Origin of the sequence: Brevibacterium sp. SMBL_HHYL_HB1 (assembly GCF_018208375.1) — a bacterium.
GTDB classification, from domain to species: Bacteria; Actinomycetota; Actinomycetes; order Actinomycetales; family Brevibacteriaceae; genus Brevibacterium; species Brevibacterium intestinavium.
This window is the reverse complement of the sequence record NZ_CP062936.1, coordinates 2442777-2468275: the sequence shown is the minus strand read 5'-3', so window position 1 is coordinate 2468275 and position 25499 is coordinate 2442777. Positions and strand designations below refer to the sequence as shown.

25 protein-coding genes and 3 tRNA genes are annotated in these 25499 nt (G+C 64.7%); 19 read left to right on the top strand and 9 right to left on the bottom strand.

What is annotated here, in order from left to right; translation table 11 throughout:
- Window positions 1-55 precede the first annotated feature (55 nt).
- From IG171_RS11470 to IG171_RS11455, 4 genes are read left to right on the top strand one after another with little or no spacing between them, the layout of a single operon-like run.
- Window positions 56-805, top strand: a complete 750-nt coding sequence (locus tag IG171_RS11470; protein WP_212127586.1) for a demethylmenaquinone methyltransferase — start codon at window positions 56-58, stop codon at window positions 803-805.
- Between the two features lie 8 nt (window positions 806-813).
- Window positions 814-2115 carry a geranylgeranyl reductase family protein gene (locus IG171_RS11465; RefSeq protein ID WP_212131650.1) on the top strand — a complete coding sequence of 434 codons (1302 nt, stop codon included), beginning with the start codon at window positions 814-816 and terminating at the stop codon, window positions 2113-2115.
- 45 nt (window positions 2116-2160) lie between these two features.
- Window positions 2161-3171, top strand: a complete 1011-nt coding sequence (locus IG171_RS11460; RefSeq protein ID WP_212127585.1) for a polyprenyl synthetase family protein — start codon at window positions 2161-2163, stop codon at window positions 3169-3171.
- Window positions 3168-4229, top strand: coding sequence for a permease (locus IG171_RS11455; RefSeq protein ID WP_212127584.1), 1062 nt, complete (start codon window positions 3168-3170; stop codon window positions 4227-4229). Before IG171_RS11460 ends, IG171_RS11455 begins: the two co-directional genes overlap by 4 nt.
- Window position 4230: 1 nt before the next feature.
- Here the strand turns inward: IG171_RS11455 and IG171_RS11450 are convergent, their stop codons facing one another.
- The 4 genes from IG171_RS11450 to rarD all read right to left on the bottom strand — a co-directional run bounded on the left by IG171_RS11450 (window position 4231) and on the right by rarD (window position 7479).
- Window positions 4231-4974 (bottom strand): hypothetical protein, encoded by a 744-nt coding sequence (locus IG171_RS11450; protein ID WP_212127583.1) that lies wholly within the window; start codon window positions 4972-4974, stop codon window positions 4231-4233.
- Complete coding sequence (locus IG171_RS11445) at window positions 4971-5888, bottom strand: ABC transporter ATP-binding protein (protein WP_212127582.1); 918 nt, start codon at window positions 5886-5888, stop codon at window positions 4971-4973. Before IG171_RS11445 ends, IG171_RS11450 begins: the two co-directional genes overlap by 4 nt.
- A gap of 3 nt (window positions 5889-5891) precedes the next feature.
- Complete coding sequence (locus IG171_RS11440; protein WP_212127581.1) at window positions 5892-6293, bottom strand: GntR family transcriptional regulator; 402 nt, start codon at window positions 6291-6293, stop codon at window positions 5892-5894.
- 280 nt (window positions 6294-6573) lie between these two features.
- Window positions 6574-7479 carry an EamA family transporter RarD gene (gene rarD, locus IG171_RS11435; protein ID WP_212131649.1) on the bottom strand — a complete coding sequence of 302 codons (906 nt, stop codon included), beginning with the start codon at window positions 7477-7479 and terminating at the stop codon, window positions 6574-6576.
- 148 nt (window positions 7480-7627) lie between these two features.
- On the opposite strand from rarD, the gene IG171_RS11430 reads away from it, so the two are divergent.
- Both IG171_RS11430 and IG171_RS11425 read left to right on the top strand, forming a co-directional pair.
- Window positions 7628-9046: an FAD-dependent oxidoreductase gene (locus tag IG171_RS11430; RefSeq protein WP_212127580.1), complete on the top strand. Its 1419-nt coding sequence runs from the start codon at window positions 7628-7630 to the stop codon at window positions 9044-9046.
- Window positions 9047-9289: 243 nt separating this feature from the next.
- Window positions 9290-10216, top strand: a complete 927-nt coding sequence (locus tag IG171_RS11425; protein WP_212127579.1) for a RelA/SpoT domain-containing protein — start codon at window positions 9290-9292, stop codon at window positions 10214-10216.
- Between the two features lie 44 nt (window positions 10217-10260).
- Here the strand turns inward: IG171_RS11425 and metE are convergent, their stop codons facing one another.
- From metE to IG171_RS11410, 3 genes are all read right to left on the bottom strand, one after another.
- Window positions 10261-12612, bottom strand: a complete 2352-nt coding sequence (gene metE / locus IG171_RS11420; protein ID WP_212127578.1) for a 5-methyltetrahydropteroyltriglutamate--homocysteine S-methyltransferase — start codon at window positions 12610-12612, stop codon at window positions 10261-10263.
- The gene (locus IG171_RS11415) at window positions 12609-13670 is read right to left on the bottom strand and encodes a methylenetetrahydrofolate reductase (RefSeq protein WP_212127577.1); all 1062 of its coding nucleotides are present in this window, start codon (window positions 13668-13670) and stop codon (window positions 12609-12611) included. The genes metE and IG171_RS11415 overlap by 4 nt, the downstream gene beginning before the upstream one ends.
- Window positions 13671-13842: 172 nt before the next feature.
- Window positions 13843-14334, bottom strand: coding sequence for a YajQ family cyclic di-GMP-binding protein (locus IG171_RS11410; RefSeq protein WP_212127576.1), 492 nt, complete (start codon window positions 14332-14334; stop codon window positions 13843-13845).
- A 161-nt stretch (window positions 14335-14495) separates the two neighbouring features.
- Here IG171_RS11410 and IG171_RS11405 point away from each other — a divergent pair.
- A tRNA-Tyr gene (locus IG171_RS11405) sits at window positions 14496-14577 on the top strand.
- A 78-nt stretch (window positions 14578-14655) separates the two neighbouring features.
- Window positions 14656-15213: a DUF1992 domain-containing protein gene (locus tag IG171_RS11400; protein WP_249203652.1), complete on the top strand. Its 558-nt coding sequence runs from the start codon at window positions 14656-14658 to the stop codon at window positions 15211-15213.
- A gap of 29 nt (window positions 15214-15242) precedes the next feature.
- Here IG171_RS11400 and IG171_RS11395 read toward each other — a convergent pair whose 3' ends face one another.
- Window positions 15243-16448: a M20 family metallopeptidase gene (locus IG171_RS11395; protein ID WP_212127575.1), complete on the bottom strand. Its 1206-nt coding sequence runs from the start codon at window positions 16446-16448 to the stop codon at window positions 15243-15245.
- 25 nt (window positions 16449-16473) lie between these two features.
- Window positions 16474-17646 (bottom strand): hypothetical protein, encoded by a 1173-nt coding sequence (locus IG171_RS11390; protein ID WP_212127574.1) that lies wholly within the window; start codon window positions 17644-17646, stop codon window positions 16474-16476.
- 152 nt (window positions 17647-17798) lie between these two features.
- Between IG171_RS11390 and IG171_RS11385 the strand changes: the two genes are divergently transcribed.
- The 11 genes from IG171_RS11385 (at window position 17799) to IG171_RS11330 (ending at window position 25498) form a co-directional block, all read left to right on the top strand.
- Window positions 17799-18599: a glycerophosphodiester phosphodiesterase family protein gene (locus IG171_RS11385; protein ID WP_212127573.1), complete on the top strand. Its 801-nt coding sequence runs from the start codon at window positions 17799-17801 to the stop codon at window positions 18597-18599.
- A gap of 91 nt (window positions 18600-18690) precedes the next feature.
- Window positions 18691-18763: transfer RNA gene (locus tag IG171_RS11380), tRNA-Thr, on the top strand.
- A gap of 27 nt (window positions 18764-18790) precedes the next feature.
- Window positions 18791-18864, top strand: a tRNA-Met gene (locus IG171_RS11375).
- A 631-nt stretch (window positions 18865-19495) separates the two neighbouring features.
- A complete protein-coding gene (locus IG171_RS11365; RefSeq protein ID WP_212127572.1) occupies window positions 19496-20356 on the top strand; it encodes a hypothetical protein in 861 nt (286 codons plus the stop codon).
- Window positions 20353-21180, top strand: coding sequence for a hypothetical protein (locus tag IG171_RS11360; protein WP_212127571.1), 828 nt, complete (start codon window positions 20353-20355; stop codon window positions 21178-21180). The genes IG171_RS11365 and IG171_RS11360 overlap by 4 nt, the downstream gene beginning before the upstream one ends.
- A gap of 11 nt (window positions 21181-21191) precedes the next feature.
- Complete coding sequence (locus tag IG171_RS11355) at window positions 21192-21473, top strand: hypothetical protein (RefSeq protein WP_212127570.1); 282 nt, start codon at window positions 21192-21194, stop codon at window positions 21471-21473.
- Window positions 21474-21730: 257 nt separating this feature from the next.
- Window positions 21731-22567: a DUF2637 domain-containing protein gene (locus IG171_RS11350; protein ID WP_249203651.1), complete on the top strand. Its 837-nt coding sequence runs from the start codon at window positions 21731-21733 to the stop codon at window positions 22565-22567.
- Window positions 22560-23051: a hypothetical protein gene (locus tag IG171_RS11345; RefSeq protein ID WP_212127568.1), complete on the top strand. Its 492-nt coding sequence runs from the start codon at window positions 22560-22562 to the stop codon at window positions 23049-23051. The genes IG171_RS11350 and IG171_RS11345 overlap by 8 nt, the downstream gene beginning before the upstream one ends.
- A 2-nt stretch (window positions 23052-23053) precedes the next feature.
- Window positions 23054-23536 (top strand): hypothetical protein, encoded by a 483-nt coding sequence (locus IG171_RS11340; RefSeq protein WP_212127567.1) that lies wholly within the window; start codon window positions 23054-23056, stop codon window positions 23534-23536.
- 281 nt (window positions 23537-23817) lie between these two features.
- Window positions 23818-24033, top strand: coding sequence for a hypothetical protein (locus tag IG171_RS11335; RefSeq protein ID WP_212127566.1), 216 nt, complete (start codon window positions 23818-23820; stop codon window positions 24031-24033).
- 274 nt (window positions 24034-24307) lie between these two features.
- The gene (locus tag IG171_RS11330; RefSeq protein WP_212127565.1) at window positions 24308-25498 is read left to right on the top strand and encodes a helix-turn-helix domain-containing protein; all 1191 of its coding nucleotides are present in this window, start codon (window positions 24308-24310) and stop codon (window positions 25496-25498) included.
- The last annotated feature ends 1 nt before the right edge of the window (window position 25499 follow it).

Below are 25499 nucleotides of genomic sequence, written 5' to 3'. Positions count from 1 at the left end.
CGTCCGGGCGATGACGGATTCGCCGTCTGCGTTGAGGTGTTGAGACAATGAGGGCATGAACCGTGCCCAGCTGGACAAGCAGCCCGACGACGTCGCCTCGATGTTCGATGATGTCGCCTCCCGCTACGACCTCACGAACGATGTCCTCACTTTCGGTCTCGCCCGCACCTGGCGACGCACCGTCGCCGATTCCGTGGCCGCCGGACCCGGTGAGCGCGTCCTCGACCTCGCGGCGGGAACCGGCACGTCGTCGATGGCATTCACCCGGCACGGCGCCGAGGTGGTCGCCGGTGACATCTCCACCGGGATGCTCACCGAGGGTCGCCGCCGCCACCCGAAGATCGATTTCATCTACGCCGATGCGATGGATCTGCCCTTCGCCGATGGCGGCTTCGACGTCGTCACGATCTCCTTCGGCATCCGCAACGTCCACGACGTCGACACGGCCCTCGCCGAGATGCTGCGCGTGCTCAAGCCCGGCGGCAGGCTGGTCATCTGCGAGTTCTCCACCCCGACGTGTGAGGCCTTCAGCCTCGTGTACAAGGAGTACCTGATGCGGGCGCTGCCGGCCGTGGCCCGCGCGGTGTCCTCGAACCCCGAGGCCTATGTGTACCTGGCCGAGTCGATCCGCGCCTGGCCGAACCAGGAGGCCTTCGCCCACCAGATCCTCGGCGCCGGGTTCGACCAGGTGAAGTACCGCAACCTCACCGGAGGCATCGTCGCCGTCCACCACGCCCTCAAACCCGTCGGGACCGAGGCCGGGCCCGGTGCTCAGACTCGGGACACGGAGTCCGACGAGCCGTGAGCGCAACGGTGAATCAGTTCGACGCCGAGGTCGTCATCGTCGGAGCCGGACCGGCGGGATCGGCCATCGGCGCCTACCTCGCTCAGGCCGGACACGAAGTCATCATCCTCGAGAAGTCCGGTTTCCCGCGTGACAAGATCTGCGGCGACGCTCTGACTCCGCGGGCGGTCAAGGAGGCCGGGTTCCTCGGCATGGACCTGCCGGCCTCCGACGGCTGGCACCCGAATCGGGGGCTGCGGCTGATCGGCGGGGGCTACCGCCTCGAACTCGACTGGCCCGATATCGACGGCACCCCGAACTACGGGCTCACACGCCCGCGCCTGGGCATGGACGAGGCCTTCGCCCGACATGCGCAGCGGTCCGGGGCGAGACTGTTCGAACAGGTCAAAGCGATGTCGCCGGACATCGGCGAGGACGGTTGGATCCGGGGAGTCCATGCGGCCGGGACCGATCACCGCGGCCGACGGGTCGGACCCGAGGCCCATTTCCGTGCTCCTATCGTCATCGCCGCCGACGGGGTCTCGTCCCGGATGGCCGTGGCCATGGGGCTGGAGAAGCGCGACGACCGGCCCATGGGCATCGCCGCCCGCGCCTACCACACCTCGCCGAGGCACGCCGACGACTACATCGAATCCTGGCTCGAGATGCGCTCGACGAACGCGGACGGGCAGTCGGAGGTCCTGCCCGGCTACGGGTGGATCTTCCCCCTCGGCGACGGCACGGTCAACATCGGTGCCGGCCTGCTGGACTCCTCCCCGCAGTTCAGATCCGTCGACCTGCGCTCGGTCATGGGCCAGTGGATCGCGGATATGGGCCACGAATGGGGCCTCGATGAGACCACCTCGCTGGGCCCGATCAAGTCCGCCGCCCTGCCCATGGCGTTCAACCGCACCCCGCACTTCCACCGCGGGCTGCTGCTCATCGGCGACTCCGGCGGAATGGTCAACCCGTTCAACGGGGAGGGCATCGACTATGCGCTCGAATCCGCTCGGTTGGCCGCCGAGGTGATCTCCACCTACTCCCGCTATCCGCAGGCGGTGATGCGCCGCCGGCTGCAGGAGTACCCGGCCCTGCTCGGGGACTCGCTCGGCGGCTATTTCACCCTGGGTCGGGTTTTCGCCTCGATCATCGGCCACCCTGCGCTCATGCAGTTCGGAATCAAGTACGGTATGGGTGTTGACGTTGTGATGGAGTTCGTCGTCAAATTGTTGGCGAACCTCTACCGCGAACCGAAGGTCTCCGAGGCCGATCTCATCGACAGGGTGATCGCCGCCCTGACCCGAATCGCCCCGGACACCAGCAATGTCTGAGCGCTCGGGCGAGGACAGACACCGACTACGACGAATGACGAGGACATGAGCCACTTAGCCTCTCCGGCCACCTTCACCGGTGCCGACGCCCAACTCGCGGCGGAGATCTCGACTCAGTTGGAGGCCGTCGAGGCCAGGCTCTACGAGGTGACCGAGCAGACCCGCAAACTGCCGGACACGACCTCGAAGCATCTGCTGGCCGCCGGTGGCAAACGTGCCCGTCCGAACCTCGTGCTGCTGACCGCTCGCCTCGGTGAGGCCGAGCAGGACGACATCATCGACGCGGCCGTGGCCGTCGAACTCATCCACCTGGCATCGCTGTACCACGACGACGTCATGGACGACGCTCCCGTGCGTCGCGGGGCACCGGCCGCGCATGAGGTGTGGGGCAATTCGGTAGCCATCCTCACCGGTGATCTGCTCTTCTCCAAGGCCTCCGGAGTGACTGCGAAGCTCGGTCCCGAAGCCGTGCGGATCCAGGCCGAGACCTTCGAGCGCCTCGTCCTCGGGCAGCTCAACGAATTCGCCGGCCCGCCCGAGGACGCCGATGCGATCGACCACTACCTCCAGGTGCTCGCGGACAAGACAGGATCGCTCATCGCCACCTCGGCGCGGTTCGGAATCATGTTCTCGGGCGCCGATCCGGCTCTGGCAGAACCTGCCCGCGTCTTCGGTGAACGCGTCGGCGTGGCCTTCCAACTCGCCGACGACATCATCGACCTCACGACCACCTCCTCGGAATCGGGCAAGACACCGGGCACGGACCTGCGCGAACGCGTCCCGACCCTGCCCGTGCTCTATGTGCGGGCCGCCGCCGGCGATGGTGACGAAGCCGCCGCCGAGGTGGTCCGACTCCTCGACGCGGACCTGACCTCCGATGAGGCGCTGGAGGCCGCCCGTGCCGCACTGGCCGCCCACCCCGTGACCGAGCGGGCACGCGCCGAGGCTCTGCGCTGGGCCGAAGACGCGAAGGCCGCTCTGGAACCGGTGCCGGCCGGTCGCGTCAAGGACGCCCTGTTCGCCTTCGCCGATTCGGTCGTCGCCCGCAGCTCGTGACCACCTCACGGGCCCCGAACCCGGTGCCGCGCCGGTTCGGAGCCGTCGACTGGGCCGGTGTGGCCGTCCTCGTCCTGCTGTTGGTGGTGGGGCTGAGCTGGTCGAAATGGCTGCCGTACTGGGACAGGGCCTGGACGCTGAGCCGGACCTCGATCTGGGACGGCGGGCCGCTGTTCGACGCCGCCGGCGACGCCGTGTCCCTGGCCGGGGCCTGGGACTTCACACTCGTGTACTTCACTGCGGTGTGGAAGGCCCTGCTCGTGGCTCTGATCGTCGCGGCGGCCATCGATGCCCTGGTGCCCAGGGACTGGCTGCTGCGCGTGCTCAACCGCAGCAGCCACACCGGACAGTCCCTGGTCGGCGCCGCCCTGTCGATGCCGTCGATGATGTGCACCTGCTGCGCGGCGCCGGTGGCCACCGGCCTGCGCTCCTCGGGCGTCCGCCGATCGGCGGCCCTGGCCTATTGGGTCGGCAACCCTCTGCTCAACCCGGCGGTCCTCATCTTCCTCGCTCTCGTCCTGCCCTGGCACTACGTCGCGGTGCGCATCGTCTTCGCGGTGCTCATCGCCGTGGGAGCCAGTGCCCTCATCGGACGGTGGGTGCCGGGACGAGCCGATCGGGTGCCCGCCCCGCGTGCTGAGCCGGCGAGGCTGTCCCACCTGCCTGTCCGCTATGTGCGGTCCCTGTCGAGATTCACGCTCATCCTCGTGCCGGAGCACTTCCTGCTCGTCCTCGTGATCGGATTCCTCAGCCCGTGGCTGACGGGAGTCTACGGGCTCGAGGCGCAGCTGGGAGTCGCAGCGGTCCTCGTCGTGGCGATCGTGGGCACGCTCCTGGTGATCCCCACCGGCGGTGAGATTCCGATCATCCTCACCCTGCTGCCGTTGGGCGTCGGCGCCGGAGTCACCGGTGCCCTCCTCGTGGCTCTGCCAGCGCTGAGCATCCCTTCGATGGTCATGGTCGGCAGGGACATGGGATGGCGGACGACCGCGGCCATGGGCGCTGCGGTGGCGGTGGCCGCCGTACTCGCCGGGGCAGCGCTGACGCTGCTGGGCTGAGCTAGGAGGTCAGATGGCGCAGGGTCAGGTACGACCCGGCTGCGCAGACCACTGACAGTCCCAGCGCCCAGAACGCCAGTCCGATCGCCTGCGCGTCGGCCAGCCACATCCACAGCTGGGGCCAGGCGCGATTGAAGCTGAGCCACGCAGCACCGGCCAGCAGCACCAGGGCGAGGCCGATGAGCGAAACCGTGACGATGACCGAGCCGAAGCGGTTCTTGACGATGGCGAACCAGAAGCCGAGGACGAAGCCCAGCAGCGTGAGCGTGAAGTAGATCGTTCCGGCCGCCAGCGGGCCCCCTTCCCAGATCCAGGGCAGATAGGCGAAATAGCCGTCCATGCCATAGCCGTCGGTGGCCTGTTCGATGAGACCGAGGGCGACGAAGACGAATGAGATGCCGACGGCGCTGATGCCCGCGGCGAGCAGGGAGCCGAGGTAGAACTCCCGGCGTGTGAGGCTCATCGCCTGCGAGAAGTAGAAAGTGTGGTTCATCGCTTGGGCGCCGACGACGGCGAAGTACCACAGTGGTGCCTGCGATCCGCCGCTGTACATGGGGCCGTCCGAACCTGAGGAGGAGATGATCCAGTAGATGACGAGGGTGATCAGCCACACCCCGCCGAGGACGAGGACGGGGACCCAGACGAAGGTCTGGGTGTTCGTGAACTGGAGGCGGACGACTCCCCAGGCGCGGCTCTTCGGTCGAGAGATCGTGTCCCGGGTGGGGTGGTCGACTGTGGCGGTCATGACTGCACGCTTCTGCTTTCGGTGTCGGCTGCGGACCGATCGTTGAGGCCCTCCTGGGTGCTGCGGACGATGAGCTGCTGCAGGGACACGGGGGTGAGGTCGAGATCGGCTTCGGCGATGAGTTCGTAATCGACTGCGCTGAGCCGACCGAGCACGGTCACCGAGGCTACCCTGCCCAGTGACTGCCGATGGATGACTTCGCGGCCGGCGACGAGGCGGGCGATCGCATCGGCGTCACCGACGATGTTGACGGCGCGATTCCGGACCTCCTCGGCGGATTCGTCGATGATGATCTTTCCGCGATCGATGACGATGACGTTCTCGATGAGATCGGCGACCTCATCGATGAGGTGGCTCGAGAGCACGACCGTGCGGGGATGGTCCGCGTAGTCGGCGATGAGACGGTCGTAGAAGGTCTGCCGGGCCACCGCGTCGAAGCCGAGGTAGGGTTCGTCGAAGAACGTGATCTCGGCTCGCGAGGCCAGGCCGATGATGACGCCGACGGCCGACTGCTGACCGCGGGAGAGCTTCTTGATCGTCGTCTTCAGCGGCAGGCGGAACTCGTCGATGAGCTCTTCGGCGAGAGCCTGGTCCCAATGCGGGAAGAACAGCCGTGCATTGGCCAGCGCATGTTTGGCATTGGAATCCTCAGGATACTTCTGACTCTCGCGTACGAAGCACATGCGGCTGAGTACGCGGGCGTTCTCGTAGGGGTTCTCCCCGAATACCTCGACTTCACCGCTGGTGGCGAAGTTCTGGGCGGTCAGTATCGACATCAGCGTCGTCTTGCCGGCGCCGTTGCGTCCGAGCAGGCCGTAGATCGAGTCCTGTTCGATGCTGAGGCTGACATCGTTGAGGGCGGTGGTCGTCTTGTATGTCTTGGTCAGGTGGCGGAGCTCGACGACTGAGTTCATGGGTCATCCCTTCGCGGCGGTCGGATCGAGTGCGGTGGTCAGGGGGAGTTCTCGGGAGCGCTCTTCGATGAGCGCGATCACGTCCTTCGCGCCGAGTCCCAGTCGTTTGGCCTCGCTCAGCAGGGGAGTGACGAAGTTCTCGGAGAACGCGGTGCGGTGTTCGGTGATGAGCAGCGCGCGGGCACCTTCGGTGACGAACATGCCGACGCCGCGTCGCTTCTCCAGAACGCCTTTGGACACGAGCTCGTTGATCCCCTTGGCGGCCGTGGCCGGATTTATGGAGTAGAAGCCGGCGAGTTCGTTCGTCGACGGGGCCTTGGAGAGCTCGGGAAGTGTCCCGTTGAGGATCGAGTCCTCGATCTTCTCGGCTATCTGGGTGAACAGGGGTTTGGCATCGTCGATCATATTCGGCTCCATGTGCATCGGTTAGTTACTTAACTAATGAACCATGGTGCTGGTTGCGGTGTCAAGGGTTCGCGGGACTGTTCTTCCTCAGCTCTCGCACGGGAAAGTGCCGGACGGCCGTGCTCGGGGATGCGTCGGACGAGAAGTGCCGGTCGGCCGGTTCTCGGGCAGGCAGCGGTCGGGAAGTGCCGGTCGGCCGGTTCTCGGGCAGGCAGCGGTCGGGAAGTGCCGGTCGGCCGGTTCTCGGGCAGGCAGCGGTCGGGAAGTGCCGGTCGGCCGGTCAGCGTCGACGACTGTGGCTGAGCATATCGGTGCACAGCAGCGTCACAGCGATCCAGATGACGAAGAAGCCGATCCACCTCGGCGTCGACATCGCCTCGCCGAGGACCGTGATGCCGAGGATGAACTGGAGTGTCGGGGTGATGTACTGGAGCATGCCCACCCACGACAGGGGGATGCGCCGTGCAGCCGCACTGAAGAGGATGAGCGGGATGGCCGTGGCGGGACCGGTGACGATGATGACGACGATGTGCCAGGCGCCGAAGCCGGTGAACGTCTGCAGGCCCTGGGAACCGAGGAAGATGAGGTAGGCGGCAGAGGGGACGGCGAGAACGAGGCTCTCGACGGTCATGCCCTCGAGCGCTCCGACCCGGCCGCCGACCTTGTTCTTCACCAGGCCGTAGAGGCCGAACGACAGAGCCACGGTGAAGGCCAGATACGGGATGCGCCCGAGCCCGAGGCCGACGATGATCACGGCCAGGATGCCGAAGCCCACTGCCGTCCACTGCAGGGGGCGCAGCTTCTCGCCGAGGAAGACCACACCCAGGCCGATCGAGATCAGCGGGTTGAGGTAGTAGCCCAGAGAGATCTCGACGAGCTGATTGGTCTCGACGCCGTAGATGAAGGTCGTCCAGTTGATCGCGATGAGCACCGAGGCGAGCACGAGGAGGCCGAAGGTGCGCGGCGAGCGCATGACCTGCCAGGTGCGCAGGAAGCCTCCGGTGAAGACGAGGAGGGCCGCGCAGAAGACCAGCGACCAGATGACGCGGTGGGAGACGAGTTCGAGGGCCCCGGTGGGGACTGCGGCGGCGAAGAGCAGCGGCATCATGCCCCACAGCAGGTATGCGGAGAATCCGTTGATCAGGCCGGTGCGACGAATCGCGCTCTCATCAGGGGCCGGGTTCATGCTCACACGTTTCAGTCTACTGAGACGGCGGGGCGCGCCCCGCCAGGGGTCCGGCGCTGAGACGGTGAATGCGAGTTTGCTCACGTCGTTGTAAGGATCACCTACATTGGCGATAGACTCGGGGACGACTGACTAGAGAGGTGTGAGAATGACTCGTCCCTTCCGGGTGGCCATCGTCGGCGCCGGTCCTGCTGGGATCTACGCTGCTGACCTCATGACGAAGGCGGAGCGTGATTTCGATCTGAGCATCGATCTCTTCGATCGCCTGCCGACTCCCTTCGGCCTCGTCCGCTATGGAGTCGCCCCCGACCATCCGCGGATCAAAGGCATCATCAACGCGCTGATCAAGGTCCTCGACCGCGGCGACATCCGACTGTTCACGAACGTCGAATACGGTGTCGACCTCCACCTCGAGGAGCTCACCGACCGCTATGACGCCGTGATCTTCTCCACCGGCTGCTTCGTCGATGCCGAACTCGATCTGCCCGGTGTGGACCTGCCCGGCTCCTACGGGGCCGCGGACTTCGTCAACTGGTACGACTCGCATCCCGATGTTGCCCAGACCTGGCCTCTGGATGCCGAGCGAGTCGCCGTCATCGGCAACGGCAATGTCGCTCTCGACGTCGCCCGCGTGCTGTCGAAGCAGGCCGACGACCTGCACACCACGGAGATCCCCGATCACGTCTACGACGGACTCAAGGCCTCGCGCGTCACCGACGTCCACATCTTCGGCAGGCGCGGTCCCGCGCAGGCGAAGTTCACTCCGCTCGAGCTGCGCGAACTCGGGCAGGTCGCCGATGTCGACATCATCGTCTATCCCGAGGACTTCGAATTCGACGAGGGGTCCATGGAGGCCATCGGATCGAGCAACCAGGTCAAGCAGGTGACGAAGACGCTGACGGACTTCGCGATGCGGGAGCCCACCGGGGCCAAGCGCCGCCTGCACCTGCACTTCCTCCACGCACCGGTGGCCGTTCTCGGTGAGGATCGGGTGACCGGGCTGCGCACCGAGCGGCAGGAACTCGACGGGACCGGCGGCGTTACGGGCACCGGGGAGTTCCACGATTGGGACATCGACGCCGTCTATCGGGCGGTCGGCTATGCGGGCACGCAGCTGCCGCAGCTGCCCTTCGACGAGCACAAGCGCGTGATCCCCAACCATGAGGGCCGAGTCGTCGACGCGGATTCACAGGATCGGGCCGCCGAGGCTGACGTCGTGCCCGGGGTGTACACCACCGGGTGGATCAAGCGCGGACCGGTGGGGCTGATCGGCCACACGAAGGGCGATGCGCTGGAGACGATCGGCCACATTCTCGACGACCGCGCCGCCGGGGTGCTCACGGAGCCGGTCTACCCGGACGAATCGGCGATCGTCGACCTTCTTGAGGCCAAGGGCGTGGACTACGTCGATTGGGAGGGCTACCACCGGGTCGAGGCCGCCGAGAAGGCGGCCGGCGAAGCCGAAGGGCGCGAACGGATCAAGCTCGCCACCCGTGAGGCGATGCTGGCAGAAGCTCGCGGACGCGTCACCGCCGAGACCGTGGGCCAGCCCGCCTCCGGGCACTGATCACGCCGAACGCTAGTCCGGCCCGGGGACTCGTCTGGACCGGGTGACCTCGGGTGCTGAGCGGATCTCGCATCCCGCCTCGGTATTGCCGACACTCCATGACCCACTGCGCACCCGCAGTCGCTGGTCACCCCGTCGCATCGGAGTGACGAGTCGCTGATGGGCCGTGATGGCTCCAGCGCGTAGAGTCGAACCTCGAGAGACACGCACCAGATCACGCACCGTCGGCAGGCAGGAGACTGAGTGAAGAACGAATCGCTGCTCAAAACGATCGTCGAACGTGCCTACGTCGAACGACTCGACGCCTGGCAGACGGCGGCCGTGCGGATCAAACACTGGCTGAAGGAACAGCAGAAGGGCCTGCTCAAGGACAAGGACATCTCCCGCCTCGACGTCGACGGGCATCGAATCAAGGATGCGGCGCGAACTCTGGCGAAGCTGACCGAGAAGACGGAGGAGGACCCGCAGCTGGCGGTGCACGGGACCGCGGACGTCGAGGACCAGATCCGCGACATCGTCGGCGTCAAGGTGCTGTGCAAATCACCGCGGGATCAGCGGATGATGTTCGATGCGCTGCGCGATCCCGAACAGCTCGGGTCCTTCGAACTCATCGAAGAGAGGGACTACACGGACCCTCCGAAGGCCAGCGGCTATCGGGCCTGCCACGTCATCCTCCGCATCCCCTCGGACCAGGGAGCCCCGGTCTTCGCCGAGATCCAGGTCAAGACCCGACTCCAGGACGCCTGGGGCGAACTGACCCACGAGGACATGTACAAACCCGGTGCGGCGATGAAGCCGAGCAAACTGCACGGGGAGTTCGCCCGCGCCATGGCGAATATGCTCGCCACGGTCGACGACATGGCCGATACGCTGGCCGTCGAGCTCACCGCGCTGACCGATCGCGAACCCGAACCCGGACTCGACGAGCTGCGCGAGCAGAGGATCGGCATCGAGGTCAGGGTCCGTGCCACCGGACCGAAATACGCTCTCGCCGTCGACGGGTCCGGACGGCAGGGACTCATCCCCGCCTTCGCGATCCGACGTCTGAGCCAGACGAAGGGGACCATCAAGGTCAATGACTACATCCACCTCGACGACCGACTGCGAGTCAGCGTCGAGGAGGATTCGAAGGGGCTGTACTACATTCCCCTCGAACTGCCCCGACACTGACCCGGTCACTGCCCCGACCCTCAGTCAGCGTCTCGGTTCCGGACTCAGCCGGACACTACCACCGCTGACTCCGGGGCCTCGGCGCCGCCGGTCGGGAGGCCGGCGGCCACCACCTGGTCGCGAGCGGCGACGAGATTGGCCAGGGAGGCGCGCACCTCGGCATAGCTGCGGGTCTTCAGACCGCAGTCCGGGTTGATCCACAGCCGGTGGGGCGGAACGTGCTTGAGCGCGGCCTCGATGAGTTCGACGAGTTCGGGCACCGTGGGCACCCGCGGGGAATGGATGTCATAGACGCCGGGACCGATTCCGCGTTCGAATCCGAAATCGGCGATGTCGTTCAGCACCTCCATCCGGGACCGGGCCGCCTCGATGCTGGTGACATCGGCGTCGAGAGCGTTGATCGCATCGATGATCTCCCCGAACTCCGAGTAGCACAGGTGAGTGTGGATCTGAGTGCGGGGACTGACCTGCGCATTGACCAGCCGGAACGAGCGCACCGACCAGTCGAGGTACTCGGCGCGGTCGGATTCGCGCAGCGGCAGCAGTTCGCGCAGAGCCGGTTCGTCGACCTGGATGACGCCGATGCCGGCCGCCTCGAGGTCGGCGACCTCATCGGCCAGGGCCAAGGCGATCTGATCGGCCGATTCGCGCAGCGGCACATCGTCCCGGACGAACGACCACGCGAGGATGGTCACCGGACCGGTGAGCATGCCCTTGACCGTCTTCTGCGTCTGCTGCGCGGTGTAGGCCGACCAGTCGACGGTGATCGGATTCGGTCGCGACACATCGCCGAAGAGGATCGGGGGACGGGTGCACCGCGAGCCATAGGACTGCACCCAGCCGTGTTCGGTGGTGGCGAAGCCGTCGAGGTTCTCGGCGAAGTACTGAACCATGTCATTGCGTTCGGGTTCGCCGTGGACGATGACATCGAGCCCCAGGTCCTCCTGCAGCTCGATCACACGATCGATCTCGGTCCGCATCGCCTGCGCATAGGCGGCGTCGTCGAGGCGGCCGGCCCGGTGGTCGGCTCGTGCGCGACGGACCTCGGCCGTCTGCGGGAACGAACCGATGGTCGTCGTCGGCAGATCCGGGATGCCCAGTGCGTCCTGGGCCTGTCGCCTGTGCGCGAAGTCGGTGCGGAACCCGTCCCGACCTGCAGCGGCGGTGGTGCGCTCCCTCACCTCGGGGCTGTTGACCCGGGCGGATTCGGCCCGAGTGCGGCGGGCCCGGTCGGCGCGGTTGAACGCTTCGATGCGAGCATCCGGTCCGGCGGTGACGGCCGTAGCCAGAGCCTCGACCTCGGTGACCTTCTCCTCGGCGAAGGACAGCCAGGAGGCGACATCGACCGGCAGAGAGGTCTCCTGCTCCACGGTGTAGGGCACATGCAGCAGCGACGTCGAGGTCGACACGCTCAGCGACTCGCGCCCCAGCCCCTGCAGCACCTCGAGACTGGTCCGCAGATCATCGGCCCAGATGTTGCGGCCGTCGACGACACCGGCGACGAGGCGGACCTGCTGGGGAACGGCGGAGGCCAGGCGGCTCGCGTAGTCGGGGTCGGAGGCTCGGGTCGAGGCCGCGAGGTCGACGCCGAGGGCGTCGATGCCGGACCCGGCCAGCCCGTCCAAGCCCTCGCGGAGGCTGCCGTACGGGGTGGTGACGAACAGCTGCGGGCGGGTGCGGGCCGAGGCCAGGGTCGAATACGTCCGGCGGGCCGCCTCGGCGAGTTCGTGATCGCTCGTTCCGGCGATGTCGGCGACCAGAGCCGGCTCGTCGAACTGAACCCAATCGACACCGGCGGCGGCCAGGACGCCGATGATGTCGAGGTAGACATCGGTGAGCTCCGCGAGCCGGTCGAGGGGACGCGTGGGCGTGCCCGGTGCGGGTTTGGTCAGGGCGAGCAGGGTCAGCGGTCCCACGAGCACGGGACGGACGAGGTGACCTGCGGTCTTGGCCTCGCTGACCAGCGACAGCAGATGCTGGGGATGTGCGGTGAACGTCGTGTCGTCGGAGATCTCGGGTACGAGGTAGTGGTAGTTCGTGTCGAACCACTTCGTCATCTCCAGCGGGGAGCGCTGCGCGGTGCCGCGGGCGAGAGCGAAGTACTCGTCGAGGTCGAAATCGGTGCCGGTCGTGGCCGAGGGGATGAGACCGACCGTGAGCGCGGTGTCGAGGACGTGGTCGTAATGGCTGTAGGAGGCCGGGATCGCATAGTTCTCGCGCAGCCCCAGCTGCGCCAAGCGGTGATATGTGCCGATGCGCAGCGTGTGCACGGAGCGGGCGAAGTCCTCGGCGTCGATGCGGCCGGCCCAGAAGCTCTCCAAGGCCTTCTTCTGTTCGCGGCGGGCCCCGATGCGGGGGTAGCCGGTGATGGTCGCGGTCGGAAATGGTGCAGTCATGAACGCGTTTCCTTCTCTGTCGTTGTTTCGGTCTCGGACGATGGCGGCCAGCGCCGAGGAGGCGGTGGCGGTGGGAATGAGGACACGGACACCCCTCGGTCGTCGAGCGCGGTGAGCAGGTCCTCGGTCGTGTTCTGGTCGTTGAAGGTGTAGAAGTGCAGCCCGTCGGCATCCTGGTCGAGGATCGCCGCCGTGTGCTCTGCCGTGATATCGAGCCCTATCCGCCGCGCCGAGGCGGGGTCGCTGACTCCGTCGAAGCGCGCGAGCAGGTGGTCCGGGACCGGCAGCCCCGAGAGGCGGGACATCGTGTGCAGCCGGCGGGCATCGGTGATGGGGAGGATGCCGGGGATGATCGGGATGGTGATGCCCGCGTGCTCGGCGCGACGTCTCAGCCTGGAGTAGGCGGTGGGGTCGAAGAAGAGCTGGGTGATCGCGAAATCGGCGCCGTTGCGCTGTTTGGCCGCGAGCACGTCGAGGTCCTCCTCGGGCCCCGTCGACTCCGGGTGGCCGGAGGGATAGGCGGCGACCCCGATGCCGAGCCGGCCGGCGGCCAGGCAGGCGACATTGTCCGATTCGACGCGGCGCAGGAGACTGACCAGGGCATCGGCGTGCGGCAGGTGCTCGGGCGGGACGCTGGTCTCACCGTCGGGGAAGTCCCCGCGAATGGCGAGGAAGCCCCGGACGCCGACCTGCAGGAGATGATCGATCCAGGCCAACAGCTCCGACTCGGTGCCGGCGGTGCAGGCGAGGTGGGCCAACGGCCTGAGCGAAGTCGTGGACGTGACCTCGGCGATGAAGTCAGCCGTGCCTCGGAGCCAATCGCTCTTGGCCGAGGAGGTCACGGCCAGATAGTCGGGGCTGAGAGAATCGAGGAACCTCAGCAGCTGGGGCATGCGCTCGGCCTGAGTCGCTGAACGGGGAGGGATGACCTCGAACGACAGCGCTCGCCGCAGCCGGCGCCGGGCGGCGGGCCGGGTCTCGGGCGCGGTCTCGGGCGCCGATGCCGAGAGCCTGGGCACCGATGCGGTGGCCCTGGGGGCGGTGTGGGTCGATGACATGCCTTCATGCTGACAGCGGACCCGAGGATGCTCGGTGCCCGATGACGATCGGCGTCACAGCCCGTCATGAACGGGTCAAAGGACGTTCGCCGACGTCAGATGGGGACATGTTCCGTCATATTGACCGGGTGGGGCGGTCGATGGGGACTGGACGAGGGGAGGGCCGCCGGTCTCAGCGGTAGTTGGTGAATTGGAGGTCGACGTCGAGGTCCTTGCCCTTGAGCAGGGCGATGACGTTCTGCAGATCGTCGCGCTTCTTCGAGCTCACTCGCAGCTCATCGCCCTGGACCTGCGCCTTGACGCCCTTGGGCCCCTCCTCGCGGATGATCTTCGAGATCTTCTTCGCATTGTCCTTGTCGATGCCTTCCTTGAGGGAGGCATCGATGCGGTGCTCCTTGCCGGAGGGATAGGGCTCGCCGTCCTCGAGCGACTTCAGCGAGATTCCGCGCTTGACCAGCTTCGACTGGAACACGTCGAGGATGGCCTTGACCCGGTCTTCGCTGTTGGCCTTCATCTGAATCGCCTCGCCGCTCCAGGCGATCGAGGGATCGGTGCCGCGGAAGTCGTAGCGGGAGTGGATCTCCTTCGCAGCCTGGTTGAGGGCGTTGTCGGCCTCCTGACGATCGACCTTGCTGACGATGTCGAATGAGGATTCGCTGGCCATGGATGCTCCTTCGTGTTCGGTGATGCGTGCCCGGATGCAACGAGCGTGACTCCTGACACCGAGTCTAGTCGAGGGGCCTCAGATGTGACCCGCGTCAATCGAGTTGGTGATTCGGGCTCATGCCTTGTATTCTTTTCAGGTGCTCATCGAGCGCTGACTGCGGCAGATTGCCCGAGCGGCCAAAGGGAGCTGACTGTAAATCAGCCGGCATTGCCTTCGAAGGTTCGAATCCTTCATCTGCCACGCAGAACGGAAAGACCCCGTGATCGTCTCCCGATCACGGGGTCTTTCGCATGGCCGCGGCCCGTCAGAAGGTCTAAAGTGGTCGCAACGACTCTGTTTCGGGGCGAGGCGATGAACGAAGAGGCGAAAGACGAGCAGCGGCCGCGGCGACTGAATTCGCTCGAAGACCGCAACGCTGTCGTCGAGTCCGCCGTCGACAGGGCGGTCAAGCGCGGCGACTTCGATGATCTGCCGGGTCTGGGCAGACCGCTGAAAGGCCTGGGCAATTCCGAGGATCCCGACTGGTGGATCAAGCAGAAGATGGATCAGGAGAACATCAGCGGCGTCGCCCCGGCCGCCTTCCAGCTGCGCAAGGAGAACGCTGTCCTCGAGGACACGCTCGACGTCTTCGACCGTGAGGCCGACGTCCGCGACTACCTGGCCGGATTCAACGAACGTGTGCGTGCGGCGGTGATGGACCTGCGTGAGGGCCCGCCGATCTTCACCCCGCCGCGTGATGTCGACCGAGAGGTCGCGGCCTGGCGCCGGCGCAGAGCACCGTCCGAACCACGGAGCGAGGACGACGCGGCGCCCGAGAGGCAGAGGCGCGGAGACGATGGCCCGCCTCGGCGCTGGTGGCGGCGCAGGCGGCGCTGAGCAAACGTGATCCGGCGACCTCGACGGGGTCAGTCTGCGAGATTCAGCCGTTCGAGGGCCAGGTGGGCGAGGACCGCGGCCTGATCGGCGAGGACGGAGTCGTCGAAGATGACGAAGGGGGAGTGGTTGTCGCCCAGTCGATCGGCGGGGACATCGGTGCGACCCGCGCCGAGCAGGAGGTAGGTTCCCGGCACCTGACGGAGCACGAACGAGAAGTCCTCGCTGGGCATGATCGGCTGCGGCAGCACCTTCACCCGCTCGCCTCCGAGCAGTCCCTCGAGCCGCTCGAGCGCCCACGCGGTTTCGGCAGCGTCGTTGACGGTCACCGGGTACTGGACTTCGAAAGTGACCTCGGCGGTGCATCCGTGCGCTGCCGCGATGCCCTCGGTCAGCTGTTCCGACCGCTGCCGGACCGTTTCGAGCGAGGATTCGGACAGGGTGCGCACGGTCGCTGCCAGACTCGCCGAGGCGGGGATGACGTTGATGGCATCGCCGGCTCGCAGCTGGGTGACGCTCATGACGATGGGATCGAAGGCGTCGATCCGTCGGCTGACCATGTTCTGCAGTGCGGTGACGAGCTCTGCCAGGACCGGGACCGGGTCGACGGCCGACTGCGGCTGGGAGCCGTGGCCGCCGCGGCCGCGGATCGTGACCTCGAGGACGTTCGAACCGGCCTGGAGAGTTCCCGGGCGGGTGCAGACGACTCCCCGCGGGCTCGTATTCACATGTGCGCCGAAGGCCGCGACCGCTCGGCGGCCCGCCGCTTCGAGCACGCCCTCTTCGATCATGACCGATGCCCCGTTGCAGACCTCTTCGCCGGGTTGGAACATGAACACGACATCGCCGCGCAGTTCGTCCCGGTGGGCGTGCAGCAAGCGCGCAGCGCCGACGAGCCCGGCCGTGTGCAGGTCGTGCCCGCAGGCGTGCATCCTCCCGTTCGTCGAGGCGAAGGGCTCCTCGGTCTCCTCGGTGATCGGCAGACCGTCCATGTCCCCGCGCAGCAGCACCACCGGTGCCTCTGCGGGCCTGTCCGGGTGGTGTTCGCGCAGAACGGCGACCACCGACGTCGTCTCCGTGCCCGTGCTGATCTCGAGGTCGAGACCGTCAAGGGCGTCGAGGACGGCGGCCTGTGTGCGGGGGAGGTCGAGTCCGATCTCGGGATGGGCGTGCAGGGTGCGGCGCAGCCGCTGCAGCTGAGGCAGCAGGCCGTCGGCCTCGGCGATGAGGGAGTTCATGAGCGGAGTCCTTCCGTGCGGTGGTTCAGAGCAGGCTGACGAGGACGCTGGCGATGACGATCGATCCGGCGCTGACCGAGGTGAAGCCGCCGACGAGCATCGGCGGGAGCATGGCGCTGAGCAGGGCCTCCTTCTCGTCCTCGTCGCGGGCGACCGAACGTGCGACCTCATTGGTCAGCAGATAGTCGGCGGGGAAGCCGTACATCGCGGTCAGCGCCACCGACATGCCCAGTCCGGACTTCCACCGCAGCAGTTTCGTGGCGATGAAGCCGCCGCCGATGATGCCTGCGCCGCCGACGATGAGGATCATGACGGTGGGCAGGAAGGCATTGATGACATCCTGCACGGACGCCGTGACCAGCGGTGCCATGACGATGGCGATGACGCCGGCCATGGCGATGCCGAAGGAGTTCGACCGTTCCATCGCCTTGTCCGGGGAGAGTCCGACTGCGGCGGCGAGGATGCCGAGGATGAGTGCGAGGATCGAGGAGGGGATGTGCGTGGGTACGGCGAGCAGGGTCGCGGCCGAACCGCCGACGAGGATGAGGAAGAGCATGAACAGCTGGTTGTCCACGAGGAACCCGGGCAGAGTGATGGGCTTCTTCTTCTGCTGGACCTCCTCCTCTTCCGCGTGGTGGGCTCGGGCGAGTTCCTGCAGTTCGCCGCTGTCGCGCAGCTTCGCGGCGTAGCGGCGCAGCAGGAAGTTCGTCATCGGCATCGACGGCAGTGACTGCAGCATGAGCACAAGAGCGGGAAGGACGATGATCGACGAGGCGGCTCCATGGGCGGTCAGGCCCTCCGTCGTCAGGCTCGTGGCGACGATGCCGCCGGCGAGTGGTCCGGAACCGGCGACGAAGGTCTCGAAGCCGAACAGCGGGGCGACGACGGCGAGGATGAGCAGGACGGCCACCAGCATTCCGGAGGTCGCGATGATCACCGAGCGCCACTGCTTGAGCATCACCCGCAGAGGGATGAGCGTGCCCATGTGGAACAGGAGGGGCGCGACGAGGATCGTGTAGATCTGGACGAGCATCGAATCGTCGATGACGGTCTCGGGTACGATCCCGATCTTCGCGAACACGAAGATGCTGAGCATGGCCACCAGCAGACTGGGTATGCGGGCCTTCGACCAGATCGAGATGAGTTCGCCGAATGCGATGAATGCGAGAACGACGGCGGCAGCGCAGATGGCTTCCATGAGGGGGCCCTTCGAGTCGGGGAGGTGGCCGTGCTGACAAGGTAGTACGAGATCCGGCGTCTGTGGGGGTTTTCGTCCGACTTCCCCGATAGTCGAGAACAACTCGTGCCTCGGCGTGCGACAGCTGCTGTGTCAGGGCATAGTCTGGGCCTATGAGTTTTCTGCAGTTCCTGCACGAGCGTGGATTGACCGAGCGTCCGGGATCCGCGAATCGACCGTTGGTGATCGCCCACCGCGGCTATTCGGCCGTGGTCCCGGAGAACAGTCTGGCGGCCGTCGACGCGGCCCGGGCGCTCGACGTGGACTTCATCGAGGTCGACACCTCGACGAGCGCCGATGGTGTGCCCGTCATCCTCCACGATCCCGATCTCGATCGGACCACGAATCGGAAGGGGCCGGTGGTCGAGCTCACCGCCGAGGAGCTGTCGTTCGTCGATGCGGGTTCGTGGATGGGCCCCGGGTTCACCGGGGTGCGGATCCCGACTCTGGCGGCGGTGATGCGCGATATCGAGCATCGCGGCGGCGAACTGATCCTCGAGCTCAAGGGGGAGTGGTCGGCGGGTGCGGTCGCCCGGGTCTCCGAGCTCGTGGTAGAGACCGGCATCGCCGACAGGATGGTCGTGCAGTCGTTCAGCGTCGTCACGCTCGAGACCTGCCGGGACATGCTGCCGATGGTCACCCGGTTCCTGCTGCGCATGGTGCCCAAACCCGAAGACATCGAGATCGCCCGCGAGGTCGGAGCCGTCGCGATCAACCCGTCGTACAAGGGGTTCTCGCTGCGCAGATCCGTCGTGGCCGAGATCCGCGACAACGACCTCGGGGTGTTCGTGTGGACGGTCGACGGGATGAACGAATGGCGGGAGCTCCTCGACGCCGGCGTGGACGGAATCATCACGAATCATCCCGGTCGTCTGCAGGGGTTCCTGGCAGGACGGTTCGACCCGGTGGCATAGCCGCCTCGGTGCTGGGCCGCGGTTCTGTGAGAGAGGTCACGAGGTGCCGATTTGCCCTCCTCGCTGAAACCCGTGTAAATTCTTACCTGTTGCCCCGATAGCTCAGTCGGCAGAGCATCTCCATGGTAAGGAGAAGGTCAAGGGTTCGATTCCCTTTCGGGGCTCTTGTGCCGCCTAGAATGCGGTGCTGGGGCGGGGTAGCTCAGCTGGTTAGAGCGCACGACTCATAATCGTGAGGTCGGGGGATCGAGTCCCCCTCCCGCTACCGTTCGAAGAACCTCCATCCACTGGATGGGGGTTCTTCTCATTCACGAGTTCGCCAAGTAGCTCGGCCAAAGACACATCGAGCGCGTTCGCTATCATCATCAGCTCGGGAGCGGTGAACGGCAGCACGCCGCGCAGTCGCTTAGAAACTGCCGATTGGCCGACTCCCAGGAGTTCTGCGAGCCAAATCTGTCGCAGGCCTCTACGTGCCAGCCACGCTCTGACTTCGCTGCTAACTTTCAGGTTGGCTGTTCGCTCTAGATCAGTTGCCGATTCTGTCGATGTATTCATGTGGCAATTCTATCCCTCTCTCGGACTTAGACATAACCCCCTGGAGAAAAATATTCGACACGGGACATTTCTAGCTTGCAGAATAGTCGCCACAGGACTACTGTCGTCCCCATGAGCTATCAAATGGTCCTGAGGGGCAACATCAAGGCAGCCATGGCGCGTCGCGATTGGCTAGGACAGAAGACTGCGGAATCAATTGGGCTTACACCGGCAACCTTCTCGTCTCGGCTACACGGCCGTACGGAGTGGCGAATGAACGAACTAGTCGGTCTCGCACAGGCGCTTGATATGCCTTTCTCGCGTCTGGTTGAGGGGATCGATTCGGAACTGGCGGTGCCAGCATGAGCACCGAACTCGTGAGCCAGTTTTCAGCAGACGAGGCTCGAGAACTCACCGACGAGCTCAGAGCCGACTATGGGTCTCTTCAGGTGAAGATTTCGACCGCTTGGAGAGGTCGTATTTGGCTTGCTCTGGGCTACGAGTCTTGGCAGGACTACTTGGACGAAGAGTTTCGCGATGTGAGCTTGCGTCCGCCTAAGGAACTTCAAGAACAGGTAATCGCGGAGCTGCGTGAAGCGGGCATGAGTACTCGAGGAATCGCGTCAGCGACTGATCTGAGTCAACCAACCGTGGTCCGCAGGCTGGGCGATCCAGGTGATTCAAATGAATCACCTGAAATTGGAGAATCTGTAATCGGTTTGGACGGAAAGCGCTATGGGCGCGAGAAGCCTCCAAAGACTGAATCCACCGCTACGCCCACGACGGAGAACATCATTGATGCCGAGGTTATCGATGACGATGAGGCCGAGGACTACGGTCTGGCTTCCGCATCCGGTCTCGAACCTGCCTCGGTGAATCTCAGCGAGTCGAGCAATGCCCCCGGCCGTGAGCATGTCGTGCGGGCGATCCGCGAACTCCACTACGGGGCAGCAGCACCACTACCAATGGTGAAGAAGCAGTCGAAACTCCTCGAGGTCGCGTTCAGTGGGGGAGTCTCCGACCTTGCGACTCTCGAAGGCGACAAAGTCGAGGATCTTGGCCGCGACGTCGCTGATGCCCTCGGTGTGCTCTCCGATCTTCTTTCAGCCATGGCGACACAGTCGGCACCCACTTTCCAAGCCGCGCTAACGCATTCGGACACCGTGGGGTCGGTCAAGAAGACCATGACTAACCTCCAGGCCATCACACGGAGCCGATCATGACGGCGTTCAAAGTTCGTGGACCCGCAGTTGGAGGACCTTCTTTCGAGGCATGGGTAACCGATCAATCTTTCGCAACGATTCTCGCCGTTGGTTTGACGGTCTCCGTTCTCTTAGTGGTGATCGCGGTCGGAGTCTTGACGATGGGTCGTCTAAGATTCCGCGCTGGTCTCGGTGGGGCAGGGGGTGATCTGGTATCCCTCTTCGATTACGCGACTGCCGATAGAGCGGATGATGCGACTGCTGATAAGGCGATGGCGAGGTTTAGCTCAACGAGGATCACGCTCCGGGACTCCGATGGTTCAACTATTGACGTGTGGGGTTGGGACCGGGGAGAAGTGACGGTGGCCCGTCATGACGCGGTCCAGAACCGTTGGGCCCAGTGGCACACAGACCTCAACCTACTCATCGAGTTTCCCGCGATCCACGACGTAGCTCACGAAGAGTTCGCCGTGCGGATTCTCGATACTTCGGAAACTGCGACGAAAACCCGCGAACGGTGGGAAAACGACCGGGCCGATCACAGCCGACTCCGTGCCTTCGAGGCCGCCGTCGATGCGTTCGACAGGGCACTTTTCGACGGTGAACACCAAGCCAAGCTCCTCGGGCGCGGACCTTCCCTCGACCCGGTGCTCAAACGAGTGATGGACGATGCCGCGCACCTTGTGGAGGTCCTGCGTCGTCCCGACACCACAGACGATGACCGCGACCGGACAATGCGGGTGCTGTTCAAGGCACTCAAACCCATTGTCGGTGAACGTGCCGTCGAGATCCCCGAACTCGACCCGTTCTTGATGAAGCAGATCACGACCACAAAGACCAAGTGATTGGAATACCCATGAAGACCACATCCGTGAAGAAGCCAGTCGTTCTCCTGACAACAGTGATCCTGACCTCCGCGTTGGCAGGGTGCCAGCCCACGAAGGTCGACGAAGCTCCCGAAGACGAGTCCAACGAGACCAACGACCCATCGGTTGTTGACGAACGAGGCGACGGTCAGGGGCTGCACGAAGAACCCATCGTCCTCGAGGACGGACGCACGATCACCTGCGTCATCTACGACGGTGACAACGGAAACGGCGGAGTTTCATGTGACTGGATCGGTCCAGTCGACCAGTGAGAGAGGCAACCATGACGACTGATAACACAGCACTGGCACACACCGCTCCTGCAGACGAAGGAACGGCCCCACCCGCGAAGGATGAGGCCGCCCAGCCAGAGAACCATGCAAGAGCATTTAGCAGAATTCAAAGGCACGACCAGAGTACACCGAACGAGTCGACTATTGCTGTCGCAAATGGCCCAAAATCACGGATCAACCCGGACGACCACAGGTTCGTTCGCCTCATCACCATCGGTGTTGCATTCGCTGGTCTCGTGGCCTTCGCAATCAGCTTCGTCGCGCTCATGGAAGTCGCGTCCTGGCTCGGTCTTCCCGAATGGATGCATTGGGCAGTACCGGCGTTCATCGATACTGCGATCCTCGTTTACGCCGGATCCATCCTCATCCACAAAACTCGAGGCGAGAAGACCTGGCAATCGTGGGCACTACTGGCCGCGTTCACCGGCCTATCCGTGATCGCCAACGTCGCTCACGCACTCTCGTACGGAGACGCGCAGGCCGGTTCTTGGCAGGGAATCATCGGAGCCGTCATTGCCGGAATGGTCCCGTTCGCCGTGTTCGCCGCTACAGAACAACTCTCTCGAGTCGCCGTCGAGGACCCGATCTCGAGACGACGTGAGAAGCAGGCCGAGGCCGAGTGGCTGGCTGAACAGGCCGAGCGCGAACGCAAGCAGCTCGAGGTCGAAGCCGAGCGGGAAGCCGCCAGACAGGAAGCTGAGCTGGCTAGGGAACAGCACGCCACGAATCTGGAAGTCGTGCGTGCACAACGGGATGCGCTGGCCACTCGTGCGGCGCAAGCAGCCGAAGACGGTGAGCAATTCGCTCTGCCTCGCACTCCGTGGCTGGCCAGTGTCCCCGACCCCGAAACACCAGAGAGGCCTACTGAACAGCCCGGACCAAAGGCGAAGACCGCAACATCGGACATGGACGCCCTGATCGAGTTCATCACCGACCGCACCGCACAGGGTGAGGAAACGTCCGGAGCGGATCTCGCGAATGAGTTTGGCTTCAGCGACAAGACCGGACGCCGTCGCCTATCAGCGCTGCGCGAGTCCCACCCACACATCTTCACCGGAGGCGACAATGCCTGAGAACACCACGACCACAACCGAAACCTCAGTCCCGTTCCTCCGCTCTGCGGTCACATCCCAAGCGGTTGAAGAGCACATCGTGCATCTTCTCGGGACGAAGACGGAAGTGCCATTCCTCCTCGCCGGACACTTTGCCCCAGACGATGCCCGAGCGACACCGCTGGTCGACAGCCTCGCGTGGACCGGGGCTGGCTCCCTTCACCCGTTCAATGCCAAACCACTGATTCAGGTGAACCTGGAGGGCGACGAGCGGGTCCTGTTCATGGCCTATGACCGTGTGGTCTGTGTCGACAATGCGGAGTGCACCAGGTGTGACCAGGTGTGGTGGCACTTTCAACTCGAGGTCAATGAAGTCCCCGACGGAGCCAGCATTTCGGGACTGCTAGACGCAGGACTTCCCGGACCAGTGGTCGTCGAGGCCAGCGATCTACCACCAGAAGCATTCGAAGAGTCGGACGACTCAAACACTGAGGAGGCTAAGTAATAATGTTTTTCCCTGATTTTGCGCCCTCAAATTGGCCTGTTATCGACTGGCCCACCACGGCATCGAACACCTCCGAGGCGGAGGCGTTTGAGCATGCACAGGCGGTGTCGCCACTGTACTTGGCCGTGCTGTCTGGGCTGGCCTTCATCATCTGGTGGAGCCTCGCCATGATTGCCCGGTCCAAGACGGGCCGCATTTCCACGAAGCGACTCCTGGTCCTCCTTGGAATGACCGTCGTCGTCGTCACTCTGGGCCTGCTTGCGGGCGGGGGGAGCATGTCGCCTTGGATCGATGTCGCCATCGTGACCGTCGGAGGCGGAGCCCTCTTGCTGTTGGCCTTCGCCGTCTTCACGGCTATGCCGATTTCGGCAGGTCTCGCACTGCTTTTGGTCATGTACCGCCTCGCGACCGCTGACTTGCGCAAAGCCAACAACGAGCGTCGCTCGGAAGCGGTTGGTGCCTTGAACAAAGAAGAGCAGTCATGAATGAGTTCGAGCGCGCCCGTCCTCCTGAGCCAGCGAGGCAATTGGTGGTCGAGGAATCATGGCACGCGAGACGGCCACCGATCATCATGCAGCGCTGGGAGCAATGGGAGGCGTGCGAGCTCCGCCCCCGCCTCGTCTCCGTCGCTTCCGGAGACGACGAGCAGGCGAGGTCACCGCGGCCCTTGGTCTTCTTCGGGACCGGGACAGGCAAAACCCCTGCCGTGGCGACGGGTGACTACCGAGCCGATATCTCTGACGCAGAACTCAGAGAGGAGTGATTGGTGATGAAGATCGGTGGATTCGTTCTTGTCGCTGTACTAGCGGTCCTGATGACTCTGGGAACACTTGGCGAGCTGTCCCTTACGGGCGAGTGGTACTTGCACTGGTTGGACGTGCGGTGGTGGTGGCACTGGATCGCCGTCGTCTACACGTGGGGTTCATCGCTGGTTGACATCAACATCGACTTCCACGGTCCCGAAGGGGCAATCGGAGAGTGATGACGACGACGAAACCAACACCAGACGACGTCGAAATGCCTGGGCAGTTGGATCTTCTCGACGAGATCCCCGGAGAGACCAGAGGAACGAAGAAGTGCGGAACTGGCGGAAAGGACGAAGACAGTGAACACGCAGACAGTGCGCGGTAACGAGCCCCGAGACAACGGAGTGGTGACGGCCACCGCGTTCACCCTCAATCGCAGCTTCCCAGACTCACCGAGGCGATGACCGAGATGACAGTTCTGAAGGCGACCGACAGGTTAGGGGGTGAACCATGGCTGTAGAGATGATCACGTGGGCCAGAAGGCAAGTGTTCGAGCAGTTCAAACTCTCCGGCCCGGAACGATTCATTCTGATGCTGTTGGCCGACAACGCATCCTTCGATGAAGAAACCGGCCTATGGTCGGCATTCCCTCTCCAAAACACGCTGGCGCAGGAATCCGGGTTCAACGAACGCACCGTGCAGCGGGCCTTGAAACGATTCCGCGACTTCGGGCTGCTGAGCACCGAAACTCGCTACAAGAAGAGTGGCGCGAAGTCAGGGAACATGTACCGACTGCACCCGGAAGCGGTGGCTGAGCCGATTGCCCGCAATGAGGCGATCCCTGGATTTTCAAGTGACGACACACAGTCGGGTCCCGAGAATTCAAGTGACGACACAGAGTCGGGTACCCCCGTTCAGGCCCGCGAATTCAAGACACGACACACAGTCGGGTACCCCGAGGAAGACGACCCTACCCGACACACAGTCGGGTACTACCCGACACAGAGTCGGGTCCCACGCGCGGAGACTACCGCGGGTGCGTCTTTAACCGTCATTGAACCGTCATCGTCGTCTATGAGTTCCAGCGCAACTACAGACGACGGCGTGCCGTCGGCAGGAGCCGAGGCAGACGAGACGACGACGAGGCTATTCGGGGATGAAGAAAATGGATCGAGCCGGGATCGGCTGGGCACGCACCCGGTGTCGAATGCACGCATTCCGGTCGATCTGGACAAGCTCGTTGAGGTCGTGGCTGGTCAATGGTCGGTCACCGTTGACCGTGACCGAGCCGCGTGGCTGGCCGAGCAGATCACAGCCCGGTCAGCCCGGGCAGTCGGGTCCCCGGACGCGTTTGTCCGCAGGAGCCTGGTCAACGACGGTCACGAGTGGGAGGCGGCGGTCATTGACCACTTCGGTGACCGCCGCAGTTGGGTCCGGTCACCCGGTCACAGCTCGGTTGATGACCGGAAATGCCCGATCAAGCATCACGCGGACTCTGGCTGGAGTGCCCGGTCATGCCCCGGATGCCGTAAGCATCTTGACTTCCCCAAGCAGCTTGACCGGGCAACGTATGAGGCTCTGGAAGCCGACGTCCGGTCACTGGTCGACCGCGATCAGACGGTCACAGTGGTGGACATGACCAGACCGAGTGTCCGGTCACGCGACCGGTCAGGCCGGACAGTCGACCGGGATGCCGGTTGAT

Excerpts from the sequence above, each read along its gene's own strand:
- IG171_RS11470 (WP_212127586.1), top strand. The coding sequence starts at position 56 with ATGAACCGTGCCCAGCTGGACAAGCAGCCCGACGACGTCGCCTCGATG.
- IG171_RS11460 (WP_212127585.1), top strand. The coding sequence starts at position 2,161 with ATGAGCCACTTAGCCTCTCCGGCCACCTTCACCGGTGCCGACGCCCAA.
- IG171_RS11450 (WP_212127583.1), bottom strand. The coding sequence starts at position 4,974 with ATGACCGCCACAGTCGACCACCCCACCCGGGACACGATCTCTCGACCG.
- IG171_RS11445 (WP_212127582.1), bottom strand. The coding sequence starts at position 5,888 with ATGAACTCAGTCGTCGAGCTCCGCCACCTGACCAAGACATACAAGACG.
- IG171_RS11440 (WP_212127581.1), bottom strand. The coding sequence starts at position 6,293 with ATGATCGACGATGCCAAACCCCTGTTCACCCAGATAGCCGAGAAGATC.
- rarD (WP_212131649.1), bottom strand. The coding sequence starts at position 7,479 with ATGAACCCGGCCCCTGATGAGAGCGCGATTCGTCGCACCGGCCTGATC.
- IG171_RS11430 (WP_212127580.1), top strand. The coding sequence starts at position 7,628 with ATGACTCGTCCCTTCCGGGTGGCCATCGTCGGCGCCGGTCCTGCTGGG.
- metE (WP_212127578.1), bottom strand. The coding sequence starts at position 12,612 with ATGACTGCACCATTTCCGACCGCGACCATCACCGGCTACCCCCGCATC.
- IG171_RS11415 (WP_212127577.1), bottom strand. The coding sequence starts at position 13,670 with ATGTCATCGACCCACACCGCCCCCAGGGCCACCGCATCGGTGCCCAGG.
- IG171_RS11410 (WP_212127576.1), bottom strand. The coding sequence starts at position 14,334 with ATGGCCAGCGAATCCTCATTCGACATCGTCAGCAAGGTCGATCGTCAG.
- IG171_RS11395 (WP_212127575.1), bottom strand. The coding sequence starts at position 16,448 with ATGAACTCCCTCATCGCCGAGGCCGACGGCCTGCTGCCTCAGCTGCAG.
- IG171_RS11390 (WP_212127574.1), bottom strand. The coding sequence starts at position 17,646 with ATGGAAGCCATCTGCGCTGCCGCCGTCGTTCTCGCATTCATCGCATTC.
- IG171_RS11385 (WP_212127573.1), top strand. The coding sequence starts at position 17,799 with ATGAGTTTTCTGCAGTTCCTGCACGAGCGTGGATTGACCGAGCGTCCG.
- IG171_RS11365 (WP_212127572.1), top strand. The coding sequence starts at position 19,496 with ATGAGCACCGAACTCGTGAGCCAGTTTTCAGCAGACGAGGCTCGAGAA.
- IG171_RS11360 (WP_212127571.1), top strand. The coding sequence starts at position 20,353 with ATGACGGCGTTCAAAGTTCGTGGACCCGCAGTTGGAGGACCTTCTTTC.
- IG171_RS11355 (WP_212127570.1), top strand. The coding sequence starts at position 21,192 with ATGAAGACCACATCCGTGAAGAAGCCAGTCGTTCTCCTGACAACAGTG.
- IG171_RS11345 (WP_212127568.1), top strand. The coding sequence starts at position 22,560 with ATGCCTGAGAACACCACGACCACAACCGAAACCTCAGTCCCGTTCCTC.
- IG171_RS11340 (WP_212127567.1), top strand. The coding sequence starts at position 23,054 with ATGTTTTTCCCTGATTTTGCGCCCTCAAATTGGCCTGTTATCGACTGG.
- IG171_RS11330 (WP_212127565.1), top strand. The coding sequence starts at position 24,308 with ATGGCTGTAGAGATGATCACGTGGGCCAGAAGGCAAGTGTTCGAGCAG.